The sequence below is a fragment of the Thermosynechococcus sp. PKX82 genome (assembly GCF_031583255.1).
Classification (GTDB): domain Bacteria; phylum Cyanobacteriota; class Cyanobacteriia; order Thermosynechococcales; family Thermosynechococcaceae; genus Thermosynechococcus.
Genome location: NZ_CP134169.1, coordinates 1349456 through 1370893 on the forward strand (window position 1 = coordinate 1349456; position 21438 = coordinate 1370893).

Sequence of the window (21438 nt, forward strand, 5' to 3'; positions counted from 1 at the left end):
CACTGAGTTGCCCCAAAACCATCTAGAGACCAAACTCTTGCTTGAGTTGTGCGACCCACTGCTGAACGCGTTGATCCGTAAGATCGGACTGGTTGTCTTCATCAATGAGTAGACCCACAAACCGATCTCCCCGCAGCGCTTGGGAGGCATTGAATTCATACCCCGCCGTCGACCAGTATCCTACCGTCTCACCACCCCGTTCACTAATTTTTGCCTCAAGAATACCAATGGCATCGCCAAAGTTGTCAGCATAGCCCACTTGATCTCCTGCGCCAAAGTAGGCCACTTTTTTGCCAGTGAAATCAATGCTGTCTAGCTCCTCGTAAAAGCCCTCCCAGTCGGCTTGAAGTTCGCCCACATTCCACGTTGGACAGCCGATAATCAGACGATCGTAGGCCTCAAAGTCAGAGGGACTTGCTGATGCTATATCATGCAGTTCTACCACCGCAGCATTGGCAAAGGCGGACTGGATTTTCTCTGCAATCATCTGGGTGTTGCCAGTTTGGGTTCCATAAAATAAGCCAATTGTTGCCATCGATAACATCCTCGTAAATTTTTGCTGGCGTTCTCCTAGGATGTTCTGGGGCGATCGGCAGGATTGGGGAGCCTGTGAACACTGTCGTGCTCCCCTATTTATTATTGCAAATTTATTTCAACTGGAAACCTGTTTTAGAAGACTCGCTGTTGATCGTCCAAAAATTTCGAGCCTCTGTTCAGCACCGATTGTGCCCTCAATGGAGTCGTCGTAGTTGGCAATCAAAGCTCCCTTGTACTGAAGCAGCTATGGTCAAGAGGCCAACCAAGGGCAGAAGGTTCTTAGGAATCTGAGTAAGCGATCCCCACCATCTAGGCGGTGCTGCTGGCGAGATCACCCGAAGCGCTTACCGCGCATTTTCCAGCCCGTTAAAAACATCAGGAGCAAGACGCCACTGAGCGCCAAGATGTAGAGAGGCTTGAAGACGACACCCAAATAGGCTCCTTCATGGATCTGGAGTAAGACAGCCAGCTGCTGTTTTGGCAAATGCAGCCACTGTTGACTCAAGTGGTAAGCAACTCCTGTGATGGCACTCACCAAAAGCGGCAGCAAGACAACAATAGCTCCATACTGATGGATGAGTCTCAGGCTGCTGCTTGGCTGAGCCAGCCGGTGGTACTGCTTGAGTCGTCTGGGATTGATTAACCTAAAACCACTGACGGTCAGTACGACCACCCCTAAGCCCAAGCAGAGCACATAGAGCAAACTGAAGGACTCCCCCAAAAAGGCGCCCGTATGGATTGTCATCATCAATTTGCCAAAGTCTTTGGATAGTCCTAACCAACTGCGACCCAACCGATAGGCCAAGCCTGTCCACATCGTTAACCCCAAGGGCAGCCACAGCGCGATCGCGACTTGACGATGCAGTTGACGTATTTTCATTCTCGCCCGTCTCCATTCAACTCAGTAGATTCCTGAAAGGAATACCTTGGCTTAAACATCTGCCCATTTGCGCAGTAAATTGGCGTGCACCTTGCAAAGCAGGTCAAACTCAATGGTTTTCCCCTGTTTTTCAAAAATGCTGCGGCGAACAGTATCCAGTTCAAACAGCAGTTCTCGTTCCAAAGGATCGCGAATTAAACTTTGCACCCATGTGACTGCTACAAGGCGAACACCCTGACTCAGCGGTTCCACTCGATGCAAAAAGATGGCTGGATACGCAATCATTGAGCCCGCAGGCAACCTAAAGGACTGTTCGCCCAAACTGGTATCGAGAACCAAGGCTCCCCCTTCATAGGTACAAGGATCACTCAGAAAGAGGGTGAGGGACACATCAGAGCGACTCAACTGCTCACCGCTACCCATTAGGGCATTATCCATATGGCTGCCATAGACCATGCCGGGTTCGTAGCGGCTAAAAAGGATGGGACGGATGACCTTAGGTTGTACATAGGCTTGGAAGAGATGATTTCTTGTTAAGGCTGCAAGCACGATTTCTGAAGCCAGCGCATACGCCTCACTGTCTTGCGCCAATTGTTGATTGTCTTTAACCGTTTTTGCATAGAGCCCGGCAGTCAATTTGCCATCTACAAAGACCCCTGACTCAAGGATGACATTTAGGCGATGCAGTTCTTCAGAGGTTAAGACTTGATGGACTTGCAGTAGCATTGGCTTGCTTTCCTAGGGGCTGACCCATAAAGACAACAACTTGGGGGGAGGAAAAACAAGGTTGACATCCTCCCCGGCCTGAAGGTTGTAGATTCCTCACCTCGGAATTCGGACTTCCTGCTCTAACTTTACGAATGGGAATAGGACCACCAGCGTCGGCGTCGATAACGACCCTCTCCACCTTCCTCGCCTTCGCCCCATTCACCTCCTTCGGCCATCAGGTAAATGCTGGAGCCAATAGTTCGGTTTTTCGTAGCAGCGACAGCAGAAGCGCTGGCAGCCGGCGCTGGAAACTCATAGGAGACCCCTCCCTCTTCATTACCGGCACTGAGATTGCTGCAACTCGCCATTGTGCTTGCCAATCCTAGGGAGACAAATAGGCAGAGGGCTTTTGAACCGTAACTATTCATAGGTTGCTCCTTGTTCAATGGGCTTTTACTCTATGATTGTGCTCAAGAAAAGTAACAATCTAGGGAAGGTTGCTGTACTTAGGAGCGGGCGAGGAGCTTGACTGTAAAGGTGGTTCCCTGATGCCGCTGACTCTGGACGTCTACCGTGCCCCCATAGTGCTCAACCAGCGCCTTCACCACTGCTAAACCTAACCCTGAGCCTTGGGCATGGTACAACTGTGCCTCCTGAGAACGCCAAAAGCGATTAAACACTTGGCAGATGTCTTCGGGAGGAATACCGATGCCAGTATCCTGAACCTCAACAATCGCAAACGCCCCCCTTTTTTTGAGGTTAATGGTTACAGCCCCATGGCTAGGGGTATAGTGAAGCGCATTATCCAAAAGATTGCTAAAAATCTCATAAATTTGTTCAGGATTGCCATAGACATAGGCATTGGTATCACAGTGATAGGTCAGATGAATCTGTTTCTTCTTAGCGCGATCGTACTGTAGCTCAACGAGTGACTCCAATAGCTCATCCAAGTCAACATTGACCCATTGACTCTGATCAAGTTTATGATGATCCATACGCGCTAGAAGCAATAGCTGATTGATCAAGGTATTCATCTGGTAACAGGCGGATAAAATTACTTTGAATTTATTTGATTGGGATGGTTCAAGATTCTTGGAGTATTGCTCTAGCAAGGAAATCGAAGATTGAATTGCCGTTAGGGGATGTCGCAATTGATGGGAGGCATCTGCAGTGAATTGTTTTAATTGATTGAGTAAAATGAGAATCGGTTGAAGACTTTGATTAGTTAACCAAAATGCTGCCAAAAGCGTAATCATACTAATGCCGAGGATATTCAATAGAAAGATAGATTTTAAGTATTCTAGCTCCCGATCTAACTCAGCGGTTGATTCTATGACACAGACATAGCCAATGGCTTGGCGATGAGGCTCCATTTTGTTTGCTCTGGCATATACCGGCAGAAAGAAATAGCGATATTGATCTTCTTTGACAATTGTTCCAGCGTCAGAAAGATGATTCGGTATACTCACTTTGTCCATCCTTCTGCCTTCATAAACAATTAATTTCTTATCCTTGTCATACCATTGAACACTCTGAGAAAAATGACTGGGGAAGTTTGTCATGACTTCATAGACAGACTCAAAATAATACTTGCCCATTAATTGAGAAACTGTAATTGGTTGCAAGTCTCCTGAAACATTTTTAGGAACATACCCTTTATATTTTGGTTCTTTCTTTAACTCTTCATACTCGTGCTGCAGGATTTCCAAGATATTTGCAGACTGGGTGCCTACTTCTTTTAGATGATCGTCGAGTTGATTGTAGCGGTGATAAACAATCAGAGAGTAAATTGAGAATGAAGAGATAGATAAAATTCCAGTAATCACCAAAAAGTATATAAAAAACAGGCGATGCCGCAGATTGCTAACTTGGCGATTCAAAGTTGGGATTAAGCCGATAGCCAAAACCATAGACAGTTTCAATAAAATTAGGAGGAGCCCCGCCTGCGTTTAGTTTGTGCCGCAGTCTCTTTAAGTGTACTTTAACGGCTTCTTCCCCTGGCACTTCCTCTAATGACCACGCATGATCGATAATTGCTGAGCGGCTAAGGATGCGACTGCCGTTACGCAACAACACCTCCAAAATGGCATACTCTTTGGGGGTCAGCTGGAGCTCTTGGTTGTTATAGGTGACTTTGGCTTTGTCTAGATACAGGGTGAGGGCGCCCCACCTAAGAACAGAGGAAAATGGTAACGACTGACGCCTCAGTAGGGCACGTACCCTGGCCAACAGTTCAGCCAGATCAAAGGGCTTGACTAGGTAGTCATCGGCGCCGGCATCAAGACCCATGACTTTGTCAGTACTGGTGTTTCGAGCCGTTAGGATCAAAATAGGCAGCTGGTAGGCTCTCTGGCGAAGGATTTGGCACAGTCTTAGGCCGTCCATGCGCGGTAAGCCCAGATCTAAAATCAGTAGGTCAAAGGCAGTGGCCTCTAAATACTCAAGAGCTGATTCGGCATCATGTACCACTTCAGGGGTGTAGCGCTGATGGGCTAGGGATTCGGCAATTAAGTTGGCGATGGTTTGATCGTCTTCAACAATTAAAATTTTCATTAAGGCCGGCGGCGTGGGGACACCCCTGTGTTCGTTGCCCAGCTGTAGGACTAGGTGGTGTACTCGGCATTAATTTTAACGTAATCATAGCTGAGATCACAGCCCCAAGCGACACCTCGACCACTGCCATGACCAATACTGACTTCAATCACCACCGGCTGTTCGAGGGACTGCTGGCCACTGGGATCGCTACTAGCGGCGGCTTGATTGACTAAGTAGGCATTGGCAGCGGCGCGATCGAAGGGTAAGGGTTGACCTTGGCGCATCATGGCAATTCCCCCAAGGGAAATGGCCAGATTACTGGCATCAAAGGGCACCCCAGCGCGGCCAGCAGCGGCGGCAATGCGTCCCCAGTTGGGATCCCGTCCATAGATGGCTGATTTGACGAGCATTGAACCCGCAATGGTTCTGGCCACTTGACGGGCAGCGGCATCATCACTGGCACCACTCACCTGAACTTCAATGAGACAGGTCGCCCCCTCGCCATCACGGGCGATCGCCTTGGCTAAATGGACACAGACCGCCGTTAACATTTCCTCAAGGCGGCTGGCTGCTGCGCCCGGCGCCGTAATCGCAGGGGTGCGCGATTGTCCATTGGCCAAAGCAATCACACTGTCATTGGTGCTGGTATCGCCATCAACGGTAATTTGATTGAAGGAGCGATCGCAGGCACGTTGCAGCATCTCCTGCCACAGAGGGGGCGACACAGCAGCATCACAGGTAATAAAAGCCAGCATCGTCGCCAGATTCGGGTGAATCATCCCTGACCCCTTGGCCATACCGCCAATGCGAATGGGCTGCCCCTCCCACTCGGCTTCGAGGGCAATTTGCTTGGGCACCAAGTCTGTGGTCATAATTGCCCGCGCCGCGGCATCTCCACCTGCATCACTCAAGTTCGCTGTCAGTGTCGGTAGAGCTTGGCGCATTTTCTCAAGAGGAATGGGTTGACCAATGACCCCCGTCGAAGCCACGAGCACCATCTCTGGACTTACCCCCAAGGCCGTTGCCACCATATCTGCTTGGGCGAAAACCGCCTGCCAGCCCTGTTCTCCCGTAGCCGCATTGGCCTGACCGGAATTACACAAAATCGCCTGCGCTGTTCCCTTCGTTTGTAACCGCTGACGACAGTAGGTGACAGGTGCCGCACACATGTGGTTCGTCGTAAATACCCCAGCGGCGATCGCCGGCACATCGGAAACAATCAAGGCCAAATCCAGTGCCCCCGAAGCCTTCAGTCCTGCCGCAATGCCCGCAGCTCGATAGCCTTTGGCGGCAGTCACACCACCCGTAATCTGTTGCCAGTGGCTCATAGCGTCGTCAATAAGAGAATCGTTGCGATTATATCAAGGGTCTTTCCCAAAACAGCCACTATTAACGGTTTTTGCAGAAGTCTAGGGGAAAATACGACTCAAGAGGAGCCGTTGTTCAGTGATCGGCAGGGCGATCGCTCCCGTCGCGGGCACAATTCGCCGATTCAAATACCCAAAGGTTGTCGGTGTAATTTGCGCTGGTTCACTATAGGCTTCGAGAGTGCGATCCACCAAGTTAAAAAGCCAGTAGTGGGGAATCCCTGCCTCGGCATAGAGCATCAATTTCACAGTGCGATCGTACTCTAGGGAAGAGTCCGCCACCTCAATTAGCAATTGCACTGCCGCTGCTGTCGGATGCGCCGTGGCGTAATCATCCTCCCGATTGTCAACAAGGGTAATGTCTGGCTCAGGTTCACTGTGATCTGCAATTACAATCGGCGATTGACAGCGTAGGGTTGCCCGCTCACCCACCATTGGCATTAAGACCCGCAGGAGTCGGGTGATACAGGTTTCGTGGGCTGTCCCCTTAGCCGCCATCTTAATCAGTTCCCCCCGCACTAATTCGATGGGATCATCCTCGCCCAAAAAGCCGAGTTCAGCTAAACGGTGATAGTCCTCAATGCGGAAGTGCAGCGGGGATGGTGTTAATGTGCGAGTCGTCGGGTTCATGATTGTTTAGCCCGTATTGCGCATACCTGCCGCCACACCATTGATCGTCAAGAGAGCGCCCCGCAGCAACTCACCCCGGCCATAGCGGGAGCGGAGAATCGCCCCAGAGGTGGTTTGGCTGTTGTGCTGGCGTAGCCGTTTCAGGAGAGATACTTGCAGGAACCCCAAGGGAACAATGGTGCGATTGCGCAGTTGCACCGATCGCTGCAGGGCGGGATCGCCATCGAGCAGCCGCTGATGGCCAGTAATCGTGAGCACCAATTCCGTGGTCAGGCGATGTTCCTGAGCAATCTGATCGTAGAGGCGGAAAAAGGCTTCACGGTTTTGGGGTTGGCTGAGTTCTTGGACATAGTAGCGGGCAATCTCTAGATCCACTTTGGCAAGGGTCATCTCAACTTTGGAGATCACCATGCGGAAAAAGGGCCATTTGTAGTAGAAGTAGCGCAACAGGGAGAGATGCTCAGCGGGTTTTTCCTCAAGGAATTCCTTCAGGGCAGTGCCCACACCATACCAAGCCGGCAGCAGGAAACGGGTTTGCGTCCAACTAAAGACCCAAGGAATTGCCCGCAAACTCTCAAGGGTTTTCTTACCTCCCCGCCGCGTGGGTCGGGAGCTAATTTGCAGTTGGCTAATTTCTTGAATCGGAGTAACTTCGTTAAAGAATTCAATGAATTCTGGCTGCTCATAGATGAGATGGCGATAGCATTGGCGCGATCGCGTGGCCAACTCCTCCATAATCTCGTGCCAAGGCTCAATTTCATCAATACTACTGCGCAGCAAACTCGCTTGGATCACCGCTGTCGCCACTGTTTCGAGGTTAAAGAGCGCCAATTCCGGCAACGAGTATTTAGAAGCCAGCACCTCGCCCTGCTCCGTAATCTTGATTCGTCCTTTGATCGTTTGCTCTGGCTGTGCCAAAATGGCTGCGTAGGCAGGCCCACCCCCCCGTCCCACAGAGCCACCCCGGCCGTGGAAAATCCGCAGTTGGAAGCCAAAGTTTTCAGCAATTTTTTGTAGCCGTTGCTGTGCTTTATAAATTTCCCAGTTGCTGCTGAGGAAGCCCGAATCTTTGTTGCTGTCGGAATACCCCAGCATCACTTCCTGTAAAAAGGGAGTGCTATGACTGCCTAGATAGCTGTGGCAAAAGGGGAGAGAAAATAATTCCGTCAACACCGCTGGGGCGTGCTTGAGATCCTCAACGGTTTCAAACAAGGGAATGGCCTGAAGGGTACTTGTCCCGGTGGCTGGGTCGAATAGCCCCGCCTCCTTGGCAAAGAGGAGCACCTCCAACAGATCGCTGACCTCGTGGCTCATGCTGATGATGTAGGTATTGCACAAATCCGTGCCAAACTCTTGCTGAAGTTGCCGCACCATGCGGAACGTTTCAATGATTTCATTGGTGCGATCGCTAAAGGGGAGTTCCCCCGGAATCAAGGGGCGACGGGTTGAGAGTTCACTGAGGAGCCAGCGAGTGCGCTCCGTTTCCGACAATTCCGTATAGGGACAGGGGAGAATGCCCAAATAGGCGGTAATTTCATTAAGCGCCTCAGCGTGACAGGTGCTTTCTTGGCGAATATCCAAGGCTGCCAAATTAAAGCCAAAAACCTCGACTTGGCAAATCAAATCATCCAGTTCGCGGCAGGCCAGTCCCGTTTCCTTGAGGTTGCGCTGAATTAGCAGCAGCTCCGCTAAAAAATCTTGACCATGGCGATAAAATTGACCGCTGTTGAGATCTTCGGCCTCATGGCGGCGAATACAGTAGGTTTGCAGCGCTCGGTTGCGATCGCGGGTATTTTGCAGCCGTTTGAGCACATAGGTGAGTTTCAGACGGTAGGGTTCCTGCCGATAGCGCACGGCATACTGGTCATAGACGCTAGGGAGTTGCCGTTGATCCTGCTCAAGGGAATCCAGTAAATCCGGCAGCACATCACACCAGTGCAGGGACAAACTCAGCAGATTGATCAACCGCTCAACGGACTTAATATATTCCTCAAGAACTAGGTTGCGCTGATAGCAGGCGGTTTGCCACGTTACTTCTGGTTTGACGTAGGGATTGCCATCGCGATCGCCCCCCACCCAAGAGCCAAAGCGACAGAAGCTGCAGCGGGGTGGCTGTAGCTGGGGAAAGGTTTCCTGTAGGGCTTGCCCAAGGCGGCGATAGAGCTTGGGAATAACAGCAAAAATCACCTCCTTAAAGTAGTGCAGGGTGTATTCCACCTCGTCGAGCACTTCGGGCTTAAATTGGTGCAGCTCATCGGTGCGCCACCAGAGGCGAATTTCCTCCATCAGTTGTGCCCGCAGGGTTTGGGCATCCCAATCCGTCAGGTGCGGAGAAGCCCCCTCTAGCACATCCAGTTGCTCGAGTAAGCGGGCAACCCGCCGCTGCTTATCACGAATCGTTTGCCGCACAATCTCTGTCGGGTGAGCGGTGAAGACCAGCTTAATGTCCAGTTGATCCAGCAGCTTTTGAATATGGCGCGGCGGTACATTCAGTGTATGCAGCCGCGGAAAAAGCCAAGCAAAGGAACCATACTGCTGAGTGGCGGGAATGGCTTCGTAGAGACTATGCTCTAGGCGTTCACTCGGTCCACTGCGCACATCCGTTGCATTGGCAGCATGATGGGGCAAGGGAAAGCCTTCACCACTGACACCGGAAATCGGTTCACTCATGACACTGCGGCGGCACAGTCCCTCTTGGGCAGCTCGTTCGCGATTGTATTGTTGCTCGTAGTGCTGCTCGACAATGTTGATAATTTGAAAGTAGAGGTTAAAAGCACGCGCTGCTCTGATCGCTTGATTGAGTTCGAGGGATTCAATGACCTTCAGCAGTTCCCCTTCTGGGGCATGGAGCGCATGGCCTTCTGGCGAAGAGAGAGCACCCAAGCGCCGCAATAGATCAACCAATTCTTGACCGGATTCTGCCGCCAAGACATCTACCAAGACCTCTTCCACCAGTCGCAAACGTGCCTGTAGGGTGCGGGCTGCTAAACTTTCACTTTCAATCAAGCGATCGCGATTGGTCGCATCGAGGACTGATGTCATATTTACCCCAGTCTGCAAAGATAATACTCCCTACTTTACCCAATCCTGAGCCAGGGCAGTACAACAATTGATAACAGGCGTATTAAGGATTTGTTAACAGTTCTAATCTTTTTTGCTGCTGAGAATCAGTTCTAGGTGTTGCAAGCGATCGCGCACGCCATAATTCACCAAAGTCATGCTTTGCAGACGTTCCAGCCAGCCGGCACTGATGCCATTGAGATACTGAAGTAGCGGCCAACGCTGGCTCAAGGGAGCAAATAGCTCTGGCCAACGGGCATAGACCAACCCACGAATCCCTTGCCGCTGTCGCAGGAGGTTCTCCGGCAGCCAAGACACCTTTTTGTGCTGGCTAGGGAACAGTACCGATAGGGAGGAGGCCAAGATCAGGCGATCGCCCCGTTGCTCATAGGCCGCGGCCACATCAGAGACCAAGCCTTCACTGGTCTGCGGGTCAAGAATTAATTTCACCCAAGCAGTGACGGGTTCTTTATTCAAGACCAATTGATTCACCTCATAGCCATTGGCTCGGGCAAGATCATCCAATTGTTGCAGCACAGTTGCCGCCTCTGGGGTATTGCGCGTCTGCCACCACCATTGCCACTGTTCATCGCCTTGGCGCCAAAGGGCAAGGCTAAAGCGATCGCTGCTGGCCAAGGGAAAAATTTGCCTCGTCACGTCCAAGGGTATCTCTGCTGTCAAATCCCGCAGCAGTTGGCTGGCAATCTCATCCCCTTGGGGCGTTCTGCCAAAGCGGTAGTCTGCCAAAGCCTTGGTGAGTTGGCTATAGCCCTCTGGCAAGTGGGAACCCGCAACCACCACCGTCGGCAGCGGTTCTTGGGCACGGCGGAACTCAAGGTCAAGGGGATCAGCAGCTAGTGTCGGATCACTGGTGCGGTGCAGCAGCGTTTCCAGATGCAGCTCGTTGTTTTGCGCCTTCACGGCCAACAGCAGGCGATCGTAGGTGGGTGCCAGTTCACGATCCTCACGACTTAGGGATTGCAGGTTGGCATAGTAGAGGGCCGTAGGTTGAGCGTCTAATTGAGATCGCGCCGCTTGATAAAAGCTCAAACCCGCCAGATTGCCATCCCCAGTCACCGCTGACCCCAAGCTAGCGATCATGGTCTCCACATCGGCAGCAAGGAGCAGGCGATCGCCCAGTCGTGCCGTCACCAAATCCTTACCCACTTGGAGGGGGATATTTTGATAGACTTGCGCCTCAAAAGGATGGCTCTGCCAGTAGGTCTCTAAGAAAGCCGTTGCTGCATCTGGCCGCTTCAGGGGCAGAACCCACAACTGCCGCGGGGATGGACACACTTCAGAACAGGGGAACTGGGCAACCGTCACCCCTTCTCCCACCCAAGTACTAACCTCAGACCACGACCAACCCCAATGAGCCAGTTGGGATACCCCAAAACGCTCCCACAAAAGCGGATCGCTACTGGGACGTTGATTGAGCTTGAGGACACTCTGGGCTTGGCGGGGGACAAAGATCAGGTCATCGCTATCGGCAGCGAAGGCTGGCTGGCCACAGGTGAGAACCAACCAGCAGAGGATAAAGACCAAAAACGATGACCATAGCGATCGATGGTGCGGTTGCATCAGTGCCCTCAATGTGGCAAGCCAAATTAGCGGTTGGTGACAGTGGCCACATCCCGCGAGGTCAAGCGCTCATAGGTCGCCCGCATTTTCAGCCCCGTCAGCACTTGGAACAGACCCGAACCATTATCGGAACCCGGATAGTCACGGTGCTTCAGCAGCAGTTCCGTCATTTCACCATAGTGCTTGGTGGAGGTGTTGCTCAGGTGGCTTTCGATGTAGATCAATTCATCGAGTTTTTCAAAGCGACCGTCCACTTCTAACACCGAAACGGGGTGACCATAGTATTCATCAGGCCCATAGCTGAGGCGGATGCCCGGATAAGAGCAGGTGAGCTTACGACCGCAGGGAATCCAAGTAATCGTGGAGCCTTCATCAAAAAGATAGACTGGCTCAAAGCCGGGGATGCCTTCCCGTTGCAGCATCCGTACCCGCAGGATATTGCCGACTTTTTCCTCTTTGACCAACTGGGTCGGCAGAATTTGCAAGACCACGTCAGCGTACTGCTTTTGGGGATCGATATAGGCCATGAAGTCGGGGCGACGGGCATTGATAGAGGCAATCACGTCTTCGTAGCTGTGACCCCGCTCGGCCATGTCGCGCTTGATCTTCCAAGCAATTTTTACATCGTCGCTGATGTCGAGATAGACACTAAAGTCAATCAGCGATCGCACCCGTTCATCGTAAAGGGGATGCAGCCCTTCAATCACAATCACGTGGTTGGGATCAACCCTCTCTGGCGGGTCAATCGTCCCCGTTTCGTGGTTGTAGATGGGTTTCATGATTGATTCGCCATTTTTGAGAGCCTTGATCTGCTCATACATCAGATCAAAGTTGTTGGCACGGGGATCAAGAGCCGTAATCCCCGTTTCTTTCCGCTGCTTGCGATCCAGACTGTGATAGTCATCCAAGCAAATCACAGTCATAAACTCTTCGCCAAACAGATCGGCCAGTCGGCGCAAAAACGTTGATTTACCACAGCCGGAGTCTCCAGCAACGCCGATGAGAACCACACGGTCTGGCTTACTGCTCATAGCTGACGATTCCCTTTGCTCGTAGAAGTGGACATCCCCTGATGGGGTGGTTCAGTATTCCCTTACTGATATTACAAGGGTGGTGTCCCTCTGTGATAGTTTTTTGGTCAAAAAGAGGAACATTGCCCTCCATAGGGGGGAGCGGTGGTTGCCCTAGGGAAGCGTTTGGGATACACTAGTAGATTGCGAAAGTTAGTCCTAGGGATCATCATGGCCTGCCCCAAGAAGAAAACCTCGAAGTCCAAACGCAGTATGCGTCGTGCGGTCTGGAAGCGCCAAGCTGCCCTTCAAGCGCAACGTGCCCTTTCCATTGGCAAGTCTATTTTGACCGAGCGCGCCCAAGGCTTCTACTTCCCTGAAGCTGAAGAAGAAAACGAAGACGAACAGGAGTAATCCATGGCCACTCCCACGGAGCCAAGCCGCACCCCAAAACTGGAAACCCCCAAGTACGGCTTTAATACTTTTGCTGAGCGGATCAATGGTCGTGCTGCTATGGTTGGTCTTGTGGCTCTTTTGTTATGGGAATATTGGACAGGAGAGGGCTTGCTCCACTGGTTGGGCTGGGTCTAGGGGACGCATTTAGCACTTTTTTGCATGATTCCCTACAACCTCAGTGACCCCCGCCTCTTTGGCATTATGGTTGGGGTCATGTTTTTGATGGTGGTCAGCCGCCTCGTTCTGGTGGCCGGCTTTTTTTCGCTTGTATATGTGGTGGCTCGCTGGACGCCCCTGAGGAAACGGCGGGTCAATTTGCGCCCCTACCAGCGGGGACAGTTTTGGCAGGAGTTTGGCTGGTCGTTGGTGACAGCGGCTATTTTTGCGTTGGCGGGGGCGATCGCCGCAGTGATGTGGCAGCGGGGCTGGACAGCCGTTTATCTGGAGTTAAATTCCCTCTGGGACTATATTTACTTTCCCTTGAGTATTGGCCTTGTGCTGCTGCTTCACGAAACCTATTACTATTGGCTCCATCGCTGGATGCACCAACCGAAAATTTATCGCCGTGTCCATCGGGTGCATCACCATAGCATTGTGGCCTCGCCCTGGACGGCCTTTTCCTTTCACCCGTGGGAAGCGCTCCTACAGGCCATTTTCCTGCCGCTGATTATTGTGCTTGTGCCGCTGCACCCCTACGCGATCGTGATTCAGCTCAGCCTGATGACGGTCTCCAGTGTGATCAACCACCTGAATTTAGAGATTTATCCCTGTGGCTTTGCCGAGCATTGGTTGGGGCAGTGGTTGATTGGCGCCACCCACCACAGTTTGCACCATAGTCAGTTTCGCTGTAACTATGGCCTCTATTTCACCTTTTGGGATCGCTGGCTGGGGACAGAGAGCCGCGATTACCTGCCCCTGTTTCGCGATCGCACCCAAGGCTAAGGCAACGATGAATTCTGCATAGGCCAATCGGCAAAGGCGTAGGACAGTTCGTCTAGTTCAGTGGCAGTGAGATGGTCAAGGCACTTTCCTTTCCGATGATGGCGGAGCGGCAACATCCTTTAATTCAGCCGCTACTCACTTGGTCTGATGAAGCACTGATCAAAGCCTTTCAGGAGGAGCGCGATCGCGGCTGCTACTTTGTTGCTCTGTATTGTCGCTATGCCGCCCTTGTCTATAGTGTGCTGCAACACCACGGGCGATCGCCCGTACAAGTGGACTATCTCTTTGCCAAGGTGTGGCATGGGCTATTTTTTAGCCTTGACCGTTTGGAATTTACTCCTGAAGGGGTGAAAATTGGCGATGAGGAAGCTCGCTCCCTGCGCAATTGGATTGTCAACCGCACCGCTACCCTGATTCAAGAGGAACTCCCCGGCATTGAGCACATTACCTATGTCCTGCAGGATGCGCCACCGCCCCTTTGGTGCTACTTAGAAGCCAGCCTTGCCTACTTGAGTCCCCTGAGCCGCCTCGTGCTAGTGACCACCCAAACCTTTCACTGGAACCTTGAGCGCGTGCGCGCCTATTTAGAAGTTCAAGGGGAAACCTACAGCCTTGAGGAACTCAACCAGCATTTAGAAGAGGGGCTAGTACGCATCGCGGAGTATCTGCCGCCGGATATTCGCCAAATTTACTTAATGCCCGATCTCGCTTCAGAGGAACCCCCCACCGTTCAACCCACTCTCGAAGAACTCTTTCCCAATAGCGTTGAGGAAGTGGGCACCCACCTTGAGAGTAACCCGACGGACGCTAGTATTGATAACCTACTGGCAGAGTGGGAGCGGATTCTCTCCAGCTAAGATTATTTTTCCACAGGTGAATCTCACAACGATCTGGGATGCCCCCAAGACCGTCCCTTGTATGCTAGACTCAATTTGTTGAGAAAAATTTCTAACAAGGTTTGACGTTCATGGGTCTGGGTGTTATTGATTTGCCGACATTTTCCCTTGAGGGCACTGTCGAAGCGGTCTTTTATAAGAAGGGGCGACCCAAAGTCGTGATTCTAAAAACCGCCACAGGAACGGTCTGGGTTAAGCTAGAAAAGTCTCTGCGCCGTGAGTTAGCGCAACCCCCCAAGGTGGGCGATCGCCTGCGGTTAGAGGGAATGATCAGCGATAAGTACGATGGCTGGGTCAAGCAATACAAGGCCAGCCATTTAGAATTTTTAGCAACGGCTCAACCCGCAGCGGCAAAGCGTTCTCAGCCCTGTAAGGTGCTCATTTGTCAAAAATCCTCCTGCTGTCGGCGGGGTGCCAAGGAACTCTGGCAAGAACTAGAGGCACAACAGCTCCCCATTGCCCTGAAGGCGACGGGCTGTATGGGGGAATGCAAACGGGGACCCGCGGTGGTTGTCCTGCCCCACAAGAAACGGCTGACCCGCGCCAATGCCCAACAGATTCGCGAGCTAGTTTGCTCGACTGAGGCTTAGGGAATTCAGGACAACGGCAATCGAACTCACAGCCATACAAGCGGCAGCAATTCCGGGGGTGAGACTAAGACCCCATAGGGGTAATCCAACACCGGCTGCAAGGGGTAAACCGACGATATTGTAGGCCACTGCCCAAAGAAGATTCTGCTGAATTTTGCGGAAGGTGGTGCGGCTAAGGCTTAGCACAGCGAGCACATCCTCTAGATGATTGCGGGTGAGGATAATATCCGCTGCTTCAATGGCCACCTCTGTACCCGTACCAAGGCTAATCCCCACCTGAGCTGCCGTTAGAGCTGGCGCATCATTCATGCCATCCCCGACCATGGCCACGGTTTTGCCTTGGGCTTGCCAACCTTCAATAAGAGCCAGCTTTTGTTGCGGTTGGAGGTCTGTGTGAAGATGGGTTGTGGGTAAGCCTAGTGGTTCTAGGAGTTGCTGTGCGGCTTTGGCCGTGTCTCCCGTCAGCACATGGATCGCATAGCCTTGGGCTTGCAGGGCTTGAACGGTGCTCACTGCCTCTGGGCGCAGGCGATCGCGAAAGGTCACAACGGCAATCAACTGGCGATCGCAGGCCAAGGCCACATGGGTTTCCACTTCTAGGGAAGGGCAGTCAACCCCCTGATCACGCAGCCAACTGAGGCGACCCGCCTGATAGTAATGCCCCTCAATCCAACCGCTGATCCCCAGTCCGAGGGCAGTTTCCACCTCTGTCACCGTTGCTAGCTCTGTTGTCTGGCCGGTCGCAACCCACGCCTTCTGAATCGCCACTGCAAGGGGATGGCGACTCTCGCGCTCTAAACTGGCTAGCAGATACAGCACCTCTTGAGAGGAGTGATCGCCATAGAGCTTGATCTCGGCCACTGCCAGTTCACCGGTCGTCAGTGTGCCCGTCTTATCAAACACAATTGTGTCCAACGTCTGACTGCGCTCAAGAACATCACCACCTCGAATAATTAAGCCTTTGGCAGCGGCGTGACTGGTGCCCACAAGCAGCGCGATCGGGGTGGCAAGGCCAAGGGCACAGGGACAGGCAATCACCAGAACACTCAAGGCTAGCTTTAAGGGCAATAGGGGTGTGCTATTGGTCATTTCTGGGAAGAAATGGGGGGCGATCGCGCTCCAAAAGAGAGCCGTTGCTGCCGCCAAGGCTAGCACCCCATAGCCAAAATAGCCGGCCACCCCATCCGCCATTTGCTGCACCGGTGCTTTGCGATTTTGTGCCTGCACCACGAGGTCTAGAATCTGCCCCAAAAATGAGGCACGACCACAGCGTTCCACCCGTAGGGTAACGGCAGCACCAACATTGCGACTGCCCGCCAGAACGGATGCCCCCACCCCCTTGGCCACCGGTAGAGATTCCCCTGTGAGCATGGATTCATCCACCAGGGTTTCCCCGGTCACAATCGTGCCATCGGCAGGAAAGGGTTCTCCAGCATCTACCCACAGCCAGTCCCCGACTTGGATACGACTGACGGGAATGGGCCAGCGATCGCTAGCGGTCAAACTGGGTTGCCATAGCGCCTGTTGTGGCTGAAGCGCAAGGAGGGATCGCAAGTCCCGTTGTGCCTGTTGACGTACCCGTTGCTCCAGCGATCGCCCCAGCAAAATAAAGCCAAGGATCATCACCGGTTCATCAAAGAAACACGCCCAGCCCAAGGCCGGCCAGAGCCACGCCACCGTACTCGTGAGGTAAGCCCCCAAGGCGCCAAGAGCCACCAGCGTATTCATATTCGGGCGACGTTGGAACAGGCCCATCATTCCTTCCCGCAGAATTTCCCACCCCGGTAGGACAAGGGCAATGGTTGCTAGCCCCCAATGCCAGATCATTGCCTCTAACATGGGCCAGTGCCCCGGCAGCAGATCAATCCCGTGGCCGACACTGGAGAGAACAAGGAGCACAAGGGCGATCGCCAACCTTGGCAAAGAGGTTTCCTCAGAGGCCGTGGGCAGTTCCAAAAGGGCATTGGCTTCTGCGAGGGTGGCTTGAAAGCGACCTTGGTTCAGGCTCTCGACAATGGCGCTGGGGGTCGTCTCAGCGGGGGAATAGGTGACAACGGCGGTTCCCGTGACCAGATTGACTGCCGCAGCATCTACGCCCGGCTGCTCTTTTAACTGATTTTCCAGCGATCGCACGCAGCCAGCACAACGCAAGCCGCTCACCCGCAGGATGGCTACCTCAGGGGCGTGAGAATCAACACTTGAACTTAGGGACACGTCGCACCCTCTCCAAAAAGAACTACGTTCAATCTCCTAACTGCGTCCCCACCGCCTATTGTGGCACGTTGGCTTTGGGATGTCAGGGAAAGGGCGAGCTATCCTAAAGAAGTGAGGTTTTCACGAGAAATACAGAGAATGGTGACTGCCAAGGAGACGGGCGATCGCTATTTCACACCAGAAGAATACTTCGCGTGGGAAGAGCAGCAGTTAGAAAGGCATGAGTTGATTGATGGTTACGTGTATGCGATGGCGGGTGGTACAAGAAACCACAGCGATATTGCTGGTAACTTTTTGTTAATTATTAAATCCCACTTACGGGGTAAAGGCTGCAAAACCTATACTTCTGATTGTCGCGTGAATATTTTTGAGACATCGAATTTTACCTATCCCGATCTGAGTGTCACCTGTGACGATCGCGATCGCCAGAGTCCCTTTTTCATCACTTATCCCTGTCTGATTGTGGAAGTGCTCTCACCCGCCACCGAAGCCTACGATCGCGGCAAAAAGTTTGATCTCTACCGTCGTAACCCCAACCTCGTGGATTATGTGCTCGCTAGCTCAGAGGAAATGGCGATCGACATTTACCAGAAAAATGAAGGGGGGGATTGGCTGCTGCGCTGCTACCGCGCGGGCGATCGCGTTGAGTTGAGGAGCATTGACCTCAAAGTGCCTATTGAACAGTTTTATGAAGACGTTGACCTCTCTGCCCCCGCCGTAAATACCACTGCTCCGTGAAACAGCAAGCGGCTCTCCCTATGAACGCCGAGGCTATCGAAAAAGCAAAATTGGGTATTCTTTGAGAGGAGAGTAAATTCAAGGGGTACCAGACATGTTGCCGTTAACGGTGAGTCGCCTCTGGACAATTAGCCGTAATGTTTTCAATGAAACCCTGCGGGAGCGGGTTCTTTACGTCACTGCTGTTTTTGCCATTGGCCTCGCCTTGGCGATTGTCATTTTGGGACAGGTCTCCGCAGGCACCCAAGACAAAATTAGCCTTGATGTGGGGATGGCAGGAATTTCCCTCTTTGGCTTGCTGATTGCTGCCTTTGTCGGGGGTGGTCTGCTCAATAAAGAGATAGAAAAGCGCACGATCTTAGTGATGTTGGCGAAACCCATCAGTCGCGCGGAATTTATTATTGGCAAACATTTGGGTCTATCGGCGGTTCTGCTGGTACTGGTAGCACTGATGACGCTGATTCTGTTTATTCTGATGAGCTTGAATCAGTTTGCCTATCCCGCAGGATCTTTGATGGTGACCTCTTTCTACATTGCGCTGCAACTCGCCCTCTTGACGGCAGCCGCTTTGCTCTTTGGCAGTTTCACCAGTTCCCTGATTGCCACGCTGTTAACGGTGGCACTGTACTTTATGGGGCACTTTAGTCAAAACTTGGTGATCCTCAGCCAAAAGATGGAGAGTGATGCCGTACGGCAACTGATGCAGTTTCTCTATCTGATCTTTCCCGATTTATCCCGCTTGGATTTTAAGAATACAGCGGTCTATGGCATGCTGCCCTCTGTACCAGAACTCGTGGCCAATGCCTTCTATGGCGTGATTTATACGGTAGCACTGCTGGCGATCGCCACTTGGATTTTCTCCCGTCGCAATTTTTAAGAAAAACCCACCGCCCCGCTGTGCAATTGCTCCCCCAATGGGCTATGATAAAGCTCTGGGAATTTTTGCCCGTGTAGCTCAGTGGTAGAGCACACCCTTGGTAAGGGTGAGGTCACGAGTTCAATCCTCGTCACGGGCTTTGTTTGACCAACCTCAGGGAATTTCCCATCTGCGGTGGGGGCATTTATCGCTGTCGCTTCCAGTAAATGAGTGCCAGCACAACAGCCAAAAGAACCACTGTACGGCGTAACAGCAGAGGGTTAACCGCACGGGCAAATTTACCCCCCAAAAGTCCGCCAACAATGGCAGCGATCGCCATCCCCAAGGCAACGGGCCACACCACCTCCCCCGATACAACAAAAAATGCGGCAGCGGCAACATTGATTCCAAAGGCCAAAATGTGCTTCAAGCCATTGAGGCGCGTCAAGCTTTCCCCGAGAACAATGCCCAGCACGGCGAGTAGAATCACACTCACCCCCGCGCCAAAATAGCCGCCATAGACCGCCGCTAAAAACACAAGGGGAATAGCTCCCACTTCAGATACGGCTGGCGCACTGATTCGCCGCAGTAACCAAGCCCGCACCTGCTCCTGAATCCCCAAGAGGACGGCGGCCAAAAGCAGCAAATAGGGAATCAAGGCATTAAAGAGTGCCTCGTTGGTGTGCAACAGTAACATTGCCCCTGTGATGCCCCCGGCCACCGCACTGGGAAAGAGCCAACCAAGGCGCCGTTGCTGACCCTTCAGATCCTGCCGTTGCGCCACTGTCGCCCCCAAGTAACCGGGTACCAAAGCCACCGTGCTCGTGAGATTGGCAACCACTGGCGGCAAGCCGATCGCCACCAAGGCCGGGAAACTAATCAGTGTTCCCCCACCGGCAATGGCATTGACAAAGCCCGCCGCCAGACCTGCAACGGTCAGCAGTCCGATCTCGCTGATCATGCCCCTGACTAGCTAGAGCCTAAGCAAGGTAGCGTTGGATGGTCTCGCGGTACTGACTCTTGGGTTTCATGCCCACCATCACCTCTAGGAGTTCTTTGTTCTTGAAGAGTTGAATCGTGGGTGTACTGGTAACCCCTGCTTGCTCGGCGATCGCGCTATCTTCAGTAATGTCAATTTCAATCAGCTGCACCCTGCCATCGAACTCCTCGACTAGGCGATCCAAAATCGGCTTGAGGGTGTGGCACGGGCCACAGGTGGGCGAGACATATTTCACCAGCAGCAGGCGATCGCTCTCGTGGAAAAGCTTGCGCAAGGCATAGCTACCCCGATGCTTAATGGCCTTGGGATCAAACGCCTGTTCTGGGGAGGTCGTAGGTTTCGTCGTTTCTGCGGGTTTGGTTTCGGTTTCCGTTTGGTGAAACTCCTGAATCAAACCCCGCGCCGAGAGCCAGCGTTCCGCATCAAGGGCGGCCATACAGCCACTGCCTGCCGCTGTTACTGCTTGGCGGTATTCATGGTCTTGAACATCCCCTGCGGCAAAGACCCCTGCCACATTCGTTTGTGTCCCGTGGTGGGTGACGATATAGCCCACACTATCCAATTCCAGAAAATCTTTGAACAGTTGCGTATTGGGGGTGTGACCAATGGCGTAGAATAGCCCGCGCACCGGCAGCACAGATTCTTCCCCCGTGGCTTTGTTAATAATCCGCAGACCCGTCATTAAATTGCCATCGCCAAGGATTTCCCGTGCTTCAGTTTGCCAGTGAACCGTAATTTTAGGATTGGCAAACACGCGATCCTGCATCGCCTTACTAGCGCGCATTTTGTCACTACGCACAAGAAGATGGACGTGGGAGCCATATTTAGTGAGATAGACTGCTTCCTCCGCCGCACTATCACCGCCGCCAATCACCGCCAACTCGACATCCTTGAAAATTGGCGTTGCCCCATCACAAATGGCACAGGCGGAGACCCCCTTAGTCCAATACTGCTCTTCGCCGGGGAGATGGAGTCGTTTGGCCGTGGCACCCGTACAGATAATGACGCTGTGGGCATAGACCTGCCGCTCTGCTGAGCTAATGAGAAAGGGGCGTTGACTAAAATCCACCTGAATCACATCTTCAGTGACCATTTCTGTGCCCCAGCGCTCTGCTTGCGCCTTCATCCGTGCCATCAGTTGCGGCCCTTGAATGCCTTCCGGAAAGCCGGGAAAGTTTTCCACTTCGGTGGTGGTCATGAGTTGTCCCCCCGGCAGCCCCCCAATTTGATAGCCTTCAAACATAAAGGGCTTGAGGTTGGCGCGAGCGGCATAGATGGCTGCTGTGTAGCCCGCAGGGCCAGAACCAATAATGACAACGTTTTCAATCCGTGGCGGTGTCATGGCTAAAACAAACTCGAAACGACTATGAGTTATTTGATTTTAGCTTGATTTTCCGTGGCAAACAAGGGAAGCATCTTTGGGCATAATGAAACGGTT

The 21438-nt window shown here is 52.6% G+C and carries 20 protein-coding genes and 1 tRNA gene; 8 read left to right on the top strand and 13 right to left on the bottom strand.

Translation table 11 applies throughout. The features are described from left to right. Nucleotides 1–22: 22 nt before the first annotated feature. The 10 genes from fldA to RHH53_RS06665 form a co-directional block, all read right to left on the bottom strand. Nucleotides 23–535, bottom strand: coding sequence for a flavodoxin FldA (gene fldA, locus RHH53_RS06620; RefSeq protein ID WP_302677848.1), 513 nt, complete (start codon nt 533–535; stop codon nt 23–25). A gap of 333 nt (nt 536–868) precedes the next feature. Then, nucleotides 869–1417, bottom strand: coding sequence for a PepSY domain-containing protein (locus RHH53_RS06625; RefSeq protein WP_310453541.1), 549 nt, complete (start codon nt 1415–1417; stop codon nt 869–871). A gap of 51 nt (nt 1418–1468) precedes the next feature. Then, nucleotides 1469–2143, bottom strand: a complete 675-nt coding sequence (locus RHH53_RS06630) for a Fe2+-dependent dioxygenase (RefSeq protein ID WP_310743562.1) — start codon at nt 2141–2143, stop codon at nt 1469–1471. Nucleotides 2144–2631: 488 nt separating this feature from the next. After that, nucleotides 2632–4035, bottom strand: coding sequence for a HAMP domain-containing sensor histidine kinase (locus RHH53_RS06635; RefSeq protein ID WP_310743563.1), 1404 nt, complete (start codon nt 4033–4035; stop codon nt 2632–2634). Then, nucleotides 3989–4678 (bottom strand): response regulator transcription factor, encoded by a 690-nt coding sequence (locus tag RHH53_RS06640; RefSeq protein ID WP_310743564.1) that lies wholly within the window; start codon nt 4676–4678, stop codon nt 3989–3991. The genes RHH53_RS06635 and RHH53_RS06640 overlap by 47 nt, the downstream gene beginning before the upstream one ends. 50 nt (nt 4679–4728) lie before the next feature. Next, nucleotides 4729–5988: a bifunctional glutamate N-acetyltransferase/amino-acid acetyltransferase ArgJ gene (argJ, locus tag RHH53_RS06645; protein ID WP_206199484.1), complete on the bottom strand. Its 1260-nt coding sequence runs from the start codon at nt 5986–5988 to the stop codon at nt 4729–4731. An 81-nt stretch (nt 5989–6069) separates the two neighbouring features. Continuing rightward, complete coding sequence (locus RHH53_RS06650) at nt 6070–6657, bottom strand: Uma2 family endonuclease (protein ID WP_310743565.1); 588 nt, start codon at nt 6655–6657, stop codon at nt 6070–6072. A 6-nt stretch (nt 6658–6663) separates the two neighbouring features. Then, on the bottom strand, nt 6664–9699 hold the full coding sequence (gene ppc, locus RHH53_RS06655) for a phosphoenolpyruvate carboxylase (RefSeq protein WP_310438346.1): 3036 nt from the start codon (nt 9697–9699) through the stop codon (nt 6664–6666). 102 nt (nt 9700–9801) lie between these two features. Further along, nucleotides 9802–11298, bottom strand: coding sequence for a DUF3352 domain-containing protein (locus RHH53_RS06660; protein ID WP_310743566.1), 1497 nt, complete (start codon nt 11296–11298; stop codon nt 9802–9804). A 26-nt stretch (nt 11299–11324) separates the two neighbouring features. Beyond that, the gene (locus RHH53_RS06665) at nt 11325–12329 is read right to left on the bottom strand and encodes a phosphoribulokinase (protein WP_149818046.1); all 1005 of its coding nucleotides are present in this window, start codon (nt 12327–12329) and stop codon (nt 11325–11327) included. 210 nt (nt 12330–12539) lie between these two features. Here RHH53_RS06665 and RHH53_RS06670 point away from each other — a divergent pair, with 210 nt between their 5' ends. The 5 genes from RHH53_RS06670 to RHH53_RS06690 all read left to right on the top strand — a co-directional run bounded on the left by RHH53_RS06670 (nt 12540) and on the right by RHH53_RS06690 (nt 15192). Beyond that, nucleotides 12540–12722: a 50S ribosomal protein L32 gene (locus tag RHH53_RS06670; RefSeq protein WP_024124949.1), complete on the top strand. Its 183-nt coding sequence runs from the start codon at nt 12540–12542 to the stop codon at nt 12720–12722. Nucleotides 12723–12725: 3 nt separating this feature from the next. Continuing rightward, nucleotides 12726–12899 (top strand): hypothetical protein, encoded by a 174-nt coding sequence (locus RHH53_RS06675; protein ID WP_149818048.1) that lies wholly within the window; start codon nt 12726–12728, stop codon nt 12897–12899. A gap of 24 nt (nt 12900–12923) precedes the next feature. Continuing rightward, the gene (crtG, locus tag RHH53_RS06680) at nt 12924–13706 is read left to right on the top strand and encodes a 2,2'-beta-hydroxylase CrtG (RefSeq protein WP_206199488.1); all 783 of its coding nucleotides are present in this window, start codon (nt 12924–12926) and stop codon (nt 13704–13706) included. A gap of 71 nt (nt 13707–13777) precedes the next feature. Then, nucleotides 13778–14563, top strand: a complete 786-nt coding sequence (locus RHH53_RS06685; protein WP_302676411.1) for a hypothetical protein — start codon at nt 13778–13780, stop codon at nt 14561–14563. Between the two features lie 110 nt (nt 14564–14673). Further along, nucleotides 14674–15192, top strand: coding sequence for a (2Fe-2S) ferredoxin domain-containing protein (locus RHH53_RS06690; protein WP_206199490.1), 519 nt, complete (start codon nt 14674–14676; stop codon nt 15190–15192). On the opposite strand, the gene RHH53_RS06695 is transcribed toward RHH53_RS06690, so the two are convergent. Then, nucleotides 15169–17406 (bottom strand): heavy metal translocating P-type ATPase, encoded by a 2238-nt coding sequence (locus tag RHH53_RS06695; protein WP_310742792.1) that lies wholly within the window; start codon nt 17404–17406, stop codon nt 15169–15171. The genes RHH53_RS06690 and RHH53_RS06695 overlap by 24 nt on opposite strands. Before the next feature lie 138 nt (nt 17407–17544). On the opposite strand from RHH53_RS06695, the gene RHH53_RS06700 reads away from it, so the two are divergent. The 3 genes from RHH53_RS06700 to RHH53_RS06710 all read left to right on the top strand — a co-directional run bounded on the left by RHH53_RS06700 (nt 17545) and on the right by RHH53_RS06710 (nt 19160). After that, nucleotides 17545–18144, top strand: a complete 600-nt coding sequence (locus RHH53_RS06700; RefSeq protein WP_310743567.1) for a Uma2 family endonuclease — start codon at nt 17545–17547, stop codon at nt 18142–18144. A gap of 94 nt (nt 18145–18238) precedes the next feature. Further along, nucleotides 18239–19021 (top strand): ABC transporter permease subunit, encoded by a 783-nt coding sequence (locus RHH53_RS06705; RefSeq protein ID WP_310743568.1) that lies wholly within the window; start codon nt 18239–18241, stop codon nt 19019–19021. Between the two features lie 67 nt (nt 19022–19088). Then, a tRNA-Thr gene (locus RHH53_RS06710) sits at nt 19089–19160 on the top strand. Nucleotides 19161–19205: 45 nt separating this feature from the next. Here RHH53_RS06710 and RHH53_RS06715 read toward each other — a convergent pair. After that, the gene (locus RHH53_RS06715) at nt 19206–19961 is read right to left on the bottom strand and encodes a sulfite exporter TauE/SafE family protein (RefSeq protein WP_310743569.1); all 756 of its coding nucleotides are present in this window, start codon (nt 19959–19961) and stop codon (nt 19206–19208) included. Nucleotides 19962–19980: 19 nt separating this feature from the next. After that, entirely contained in the window at nt 19981–21342 is a 1362-nt protein-coding gene (gene trxB / locus RHH53_RS06720) for a thioredoxin-disulfide reductase (RefSeq protein WP_310743570.1), read from the bottom strand. Between the last annotated feature and the right edge of the window lie 96 nt (nt 21343–21438).

Excerpts from the sequence above, each read along its gene's own strand:
- fldA (WP_302677848.1), bottom strand. The coding sequence starts at position 535 with ATGGCAACAATTGGCTTATTTTATGGAACCCAAACTGGCAACACCCAG.
- RHH53_RS06625 (WP_310453541.1), bottom strand. The coding sequence starts at position 1,417 with ATGAAAATACGTCAACTGCATCGTCAAGTCGCGATCGCGCTGTGGCTG.
- RHH53_RS06630 (WP_310743562.1), bottom strand. The coding sequence starts at position 2,143 with ATGCTACTGCAAGTCCATCAAGTCTTAACCTCTGAAGAACTGCATCGC.
- RHH53_RS06635 (WP_310743563.1), bottom strand. The coding sequence starts at position 4,035 with ATGGTTTTGGCTATCGGCTTAATCCCAACTTTGAATCGCCAAGTTAGC.
- RHH53_RS06640 (WP_310743564.1), bottom strand. The coding sequence starts at position 4,678 with ATGAAAATTTTAATTGTTGAAGACGATCAAACCATCGCCAACTTAATT.
- argJ (WP_206199484.1), bottom strand. The coding sequence starts at position 5,988 with ATGAGCCACTGGCAACAGATTACGGGTGGTGTGACTGCCGCCAAAGGC.
- RHH53_RS06650 (WP_310743565.1), bottom strand. The coding sequence starts at position 6,657 with ATGAACCCGACGACTCGCACATTAACACCATCCCCGCTGCACTTCCGC.
- ppc (WP_310438346.1), bottom strand. The coding sequence starts at position 9,699 with ATGACATCAGTCCTCGATGCGACCAATCGCGATCGCTTGATTGAAAGT.
- RHH53_RS06660 (WP_310743566.1), bottom strand. The coding sequence starts at position 11,298 with ATGCAACCGCACCATCGATCGCTATGGTCATCGTTTTTGGTCTTTATC.
- RHH53_RS06665 (WP_149818046.1), bottom strand. The coding sequence starts at position 12,329 with ATGAGCAGTAAGCCAGACCGTGTGGTTCTCATCGGCGTTGCTGGAGAC.
- RHH53_RS06670 (WP_024124949.1), top strand. The coding sequence starts at position 12,540 with ATGGCCTGCCCCAAGAAGAAAACCTCGAAGTCCAAACGCAGTATGCGT.
- RHH53_RS06675 (WP_149818048.1), top strand. The coding sequence starts at position 12,726 with ATGGCCACTCCCACGGAGCCAAGCCGCACCCCAAAACTGGAAACCCCC.
- crtG (WP_206199488.1), top strand. The coding sequence starts at position 12,924 with ATGATTCCCTACAACCTCAGTGACCCCCGCCTCTTTGGCATTATGGTT.
- RHH53_RS06685 (WP_302676411.1), top strand. The coding sequence starts at position 13,778 with ATGGTCAAGGCACTTTCCTTTCCGATGATGGCGGAGCGGCAACATCCT.
- RHH53_RS06690 (WP_206199490.1), top strand. The coding sequence starts at position 14,674 with ATGGGTCTGGGTGTTATTGATTTGCCGACATTTTCCCTTGAGGGCACT.
- RHH53_RS06700 (WP_310743567.1), top strand. The coding sequence starts at position 17,545 with ATGGTGACTGCCAAGGAGACGGGCGATCGCTATTTCACACCAGAAGAA.
- RHH53_RS06705 (WP_310743568.1), top strand. The coding sequence starts at position 18,239 with ATGTTGCCGTTAACGGTGAGTCGCCTCTGGACAATTAGCCGTAATGTT.
- RHH53_RS06715 (WP_310743569.1), bottom strand. The coding sequence starts at position 19,961 with ATGATCAGCGAGATCGGACTGCTGACCGTTGCAGGTCTGGCGGCGGGC.
- trxB (WP_310743570.1), bottom strand. The coding sequence starts at position 21,342 with ATGACACCGCCACGGATTGAAAACGTTGTCATTATTGGTTCTGGCCCT.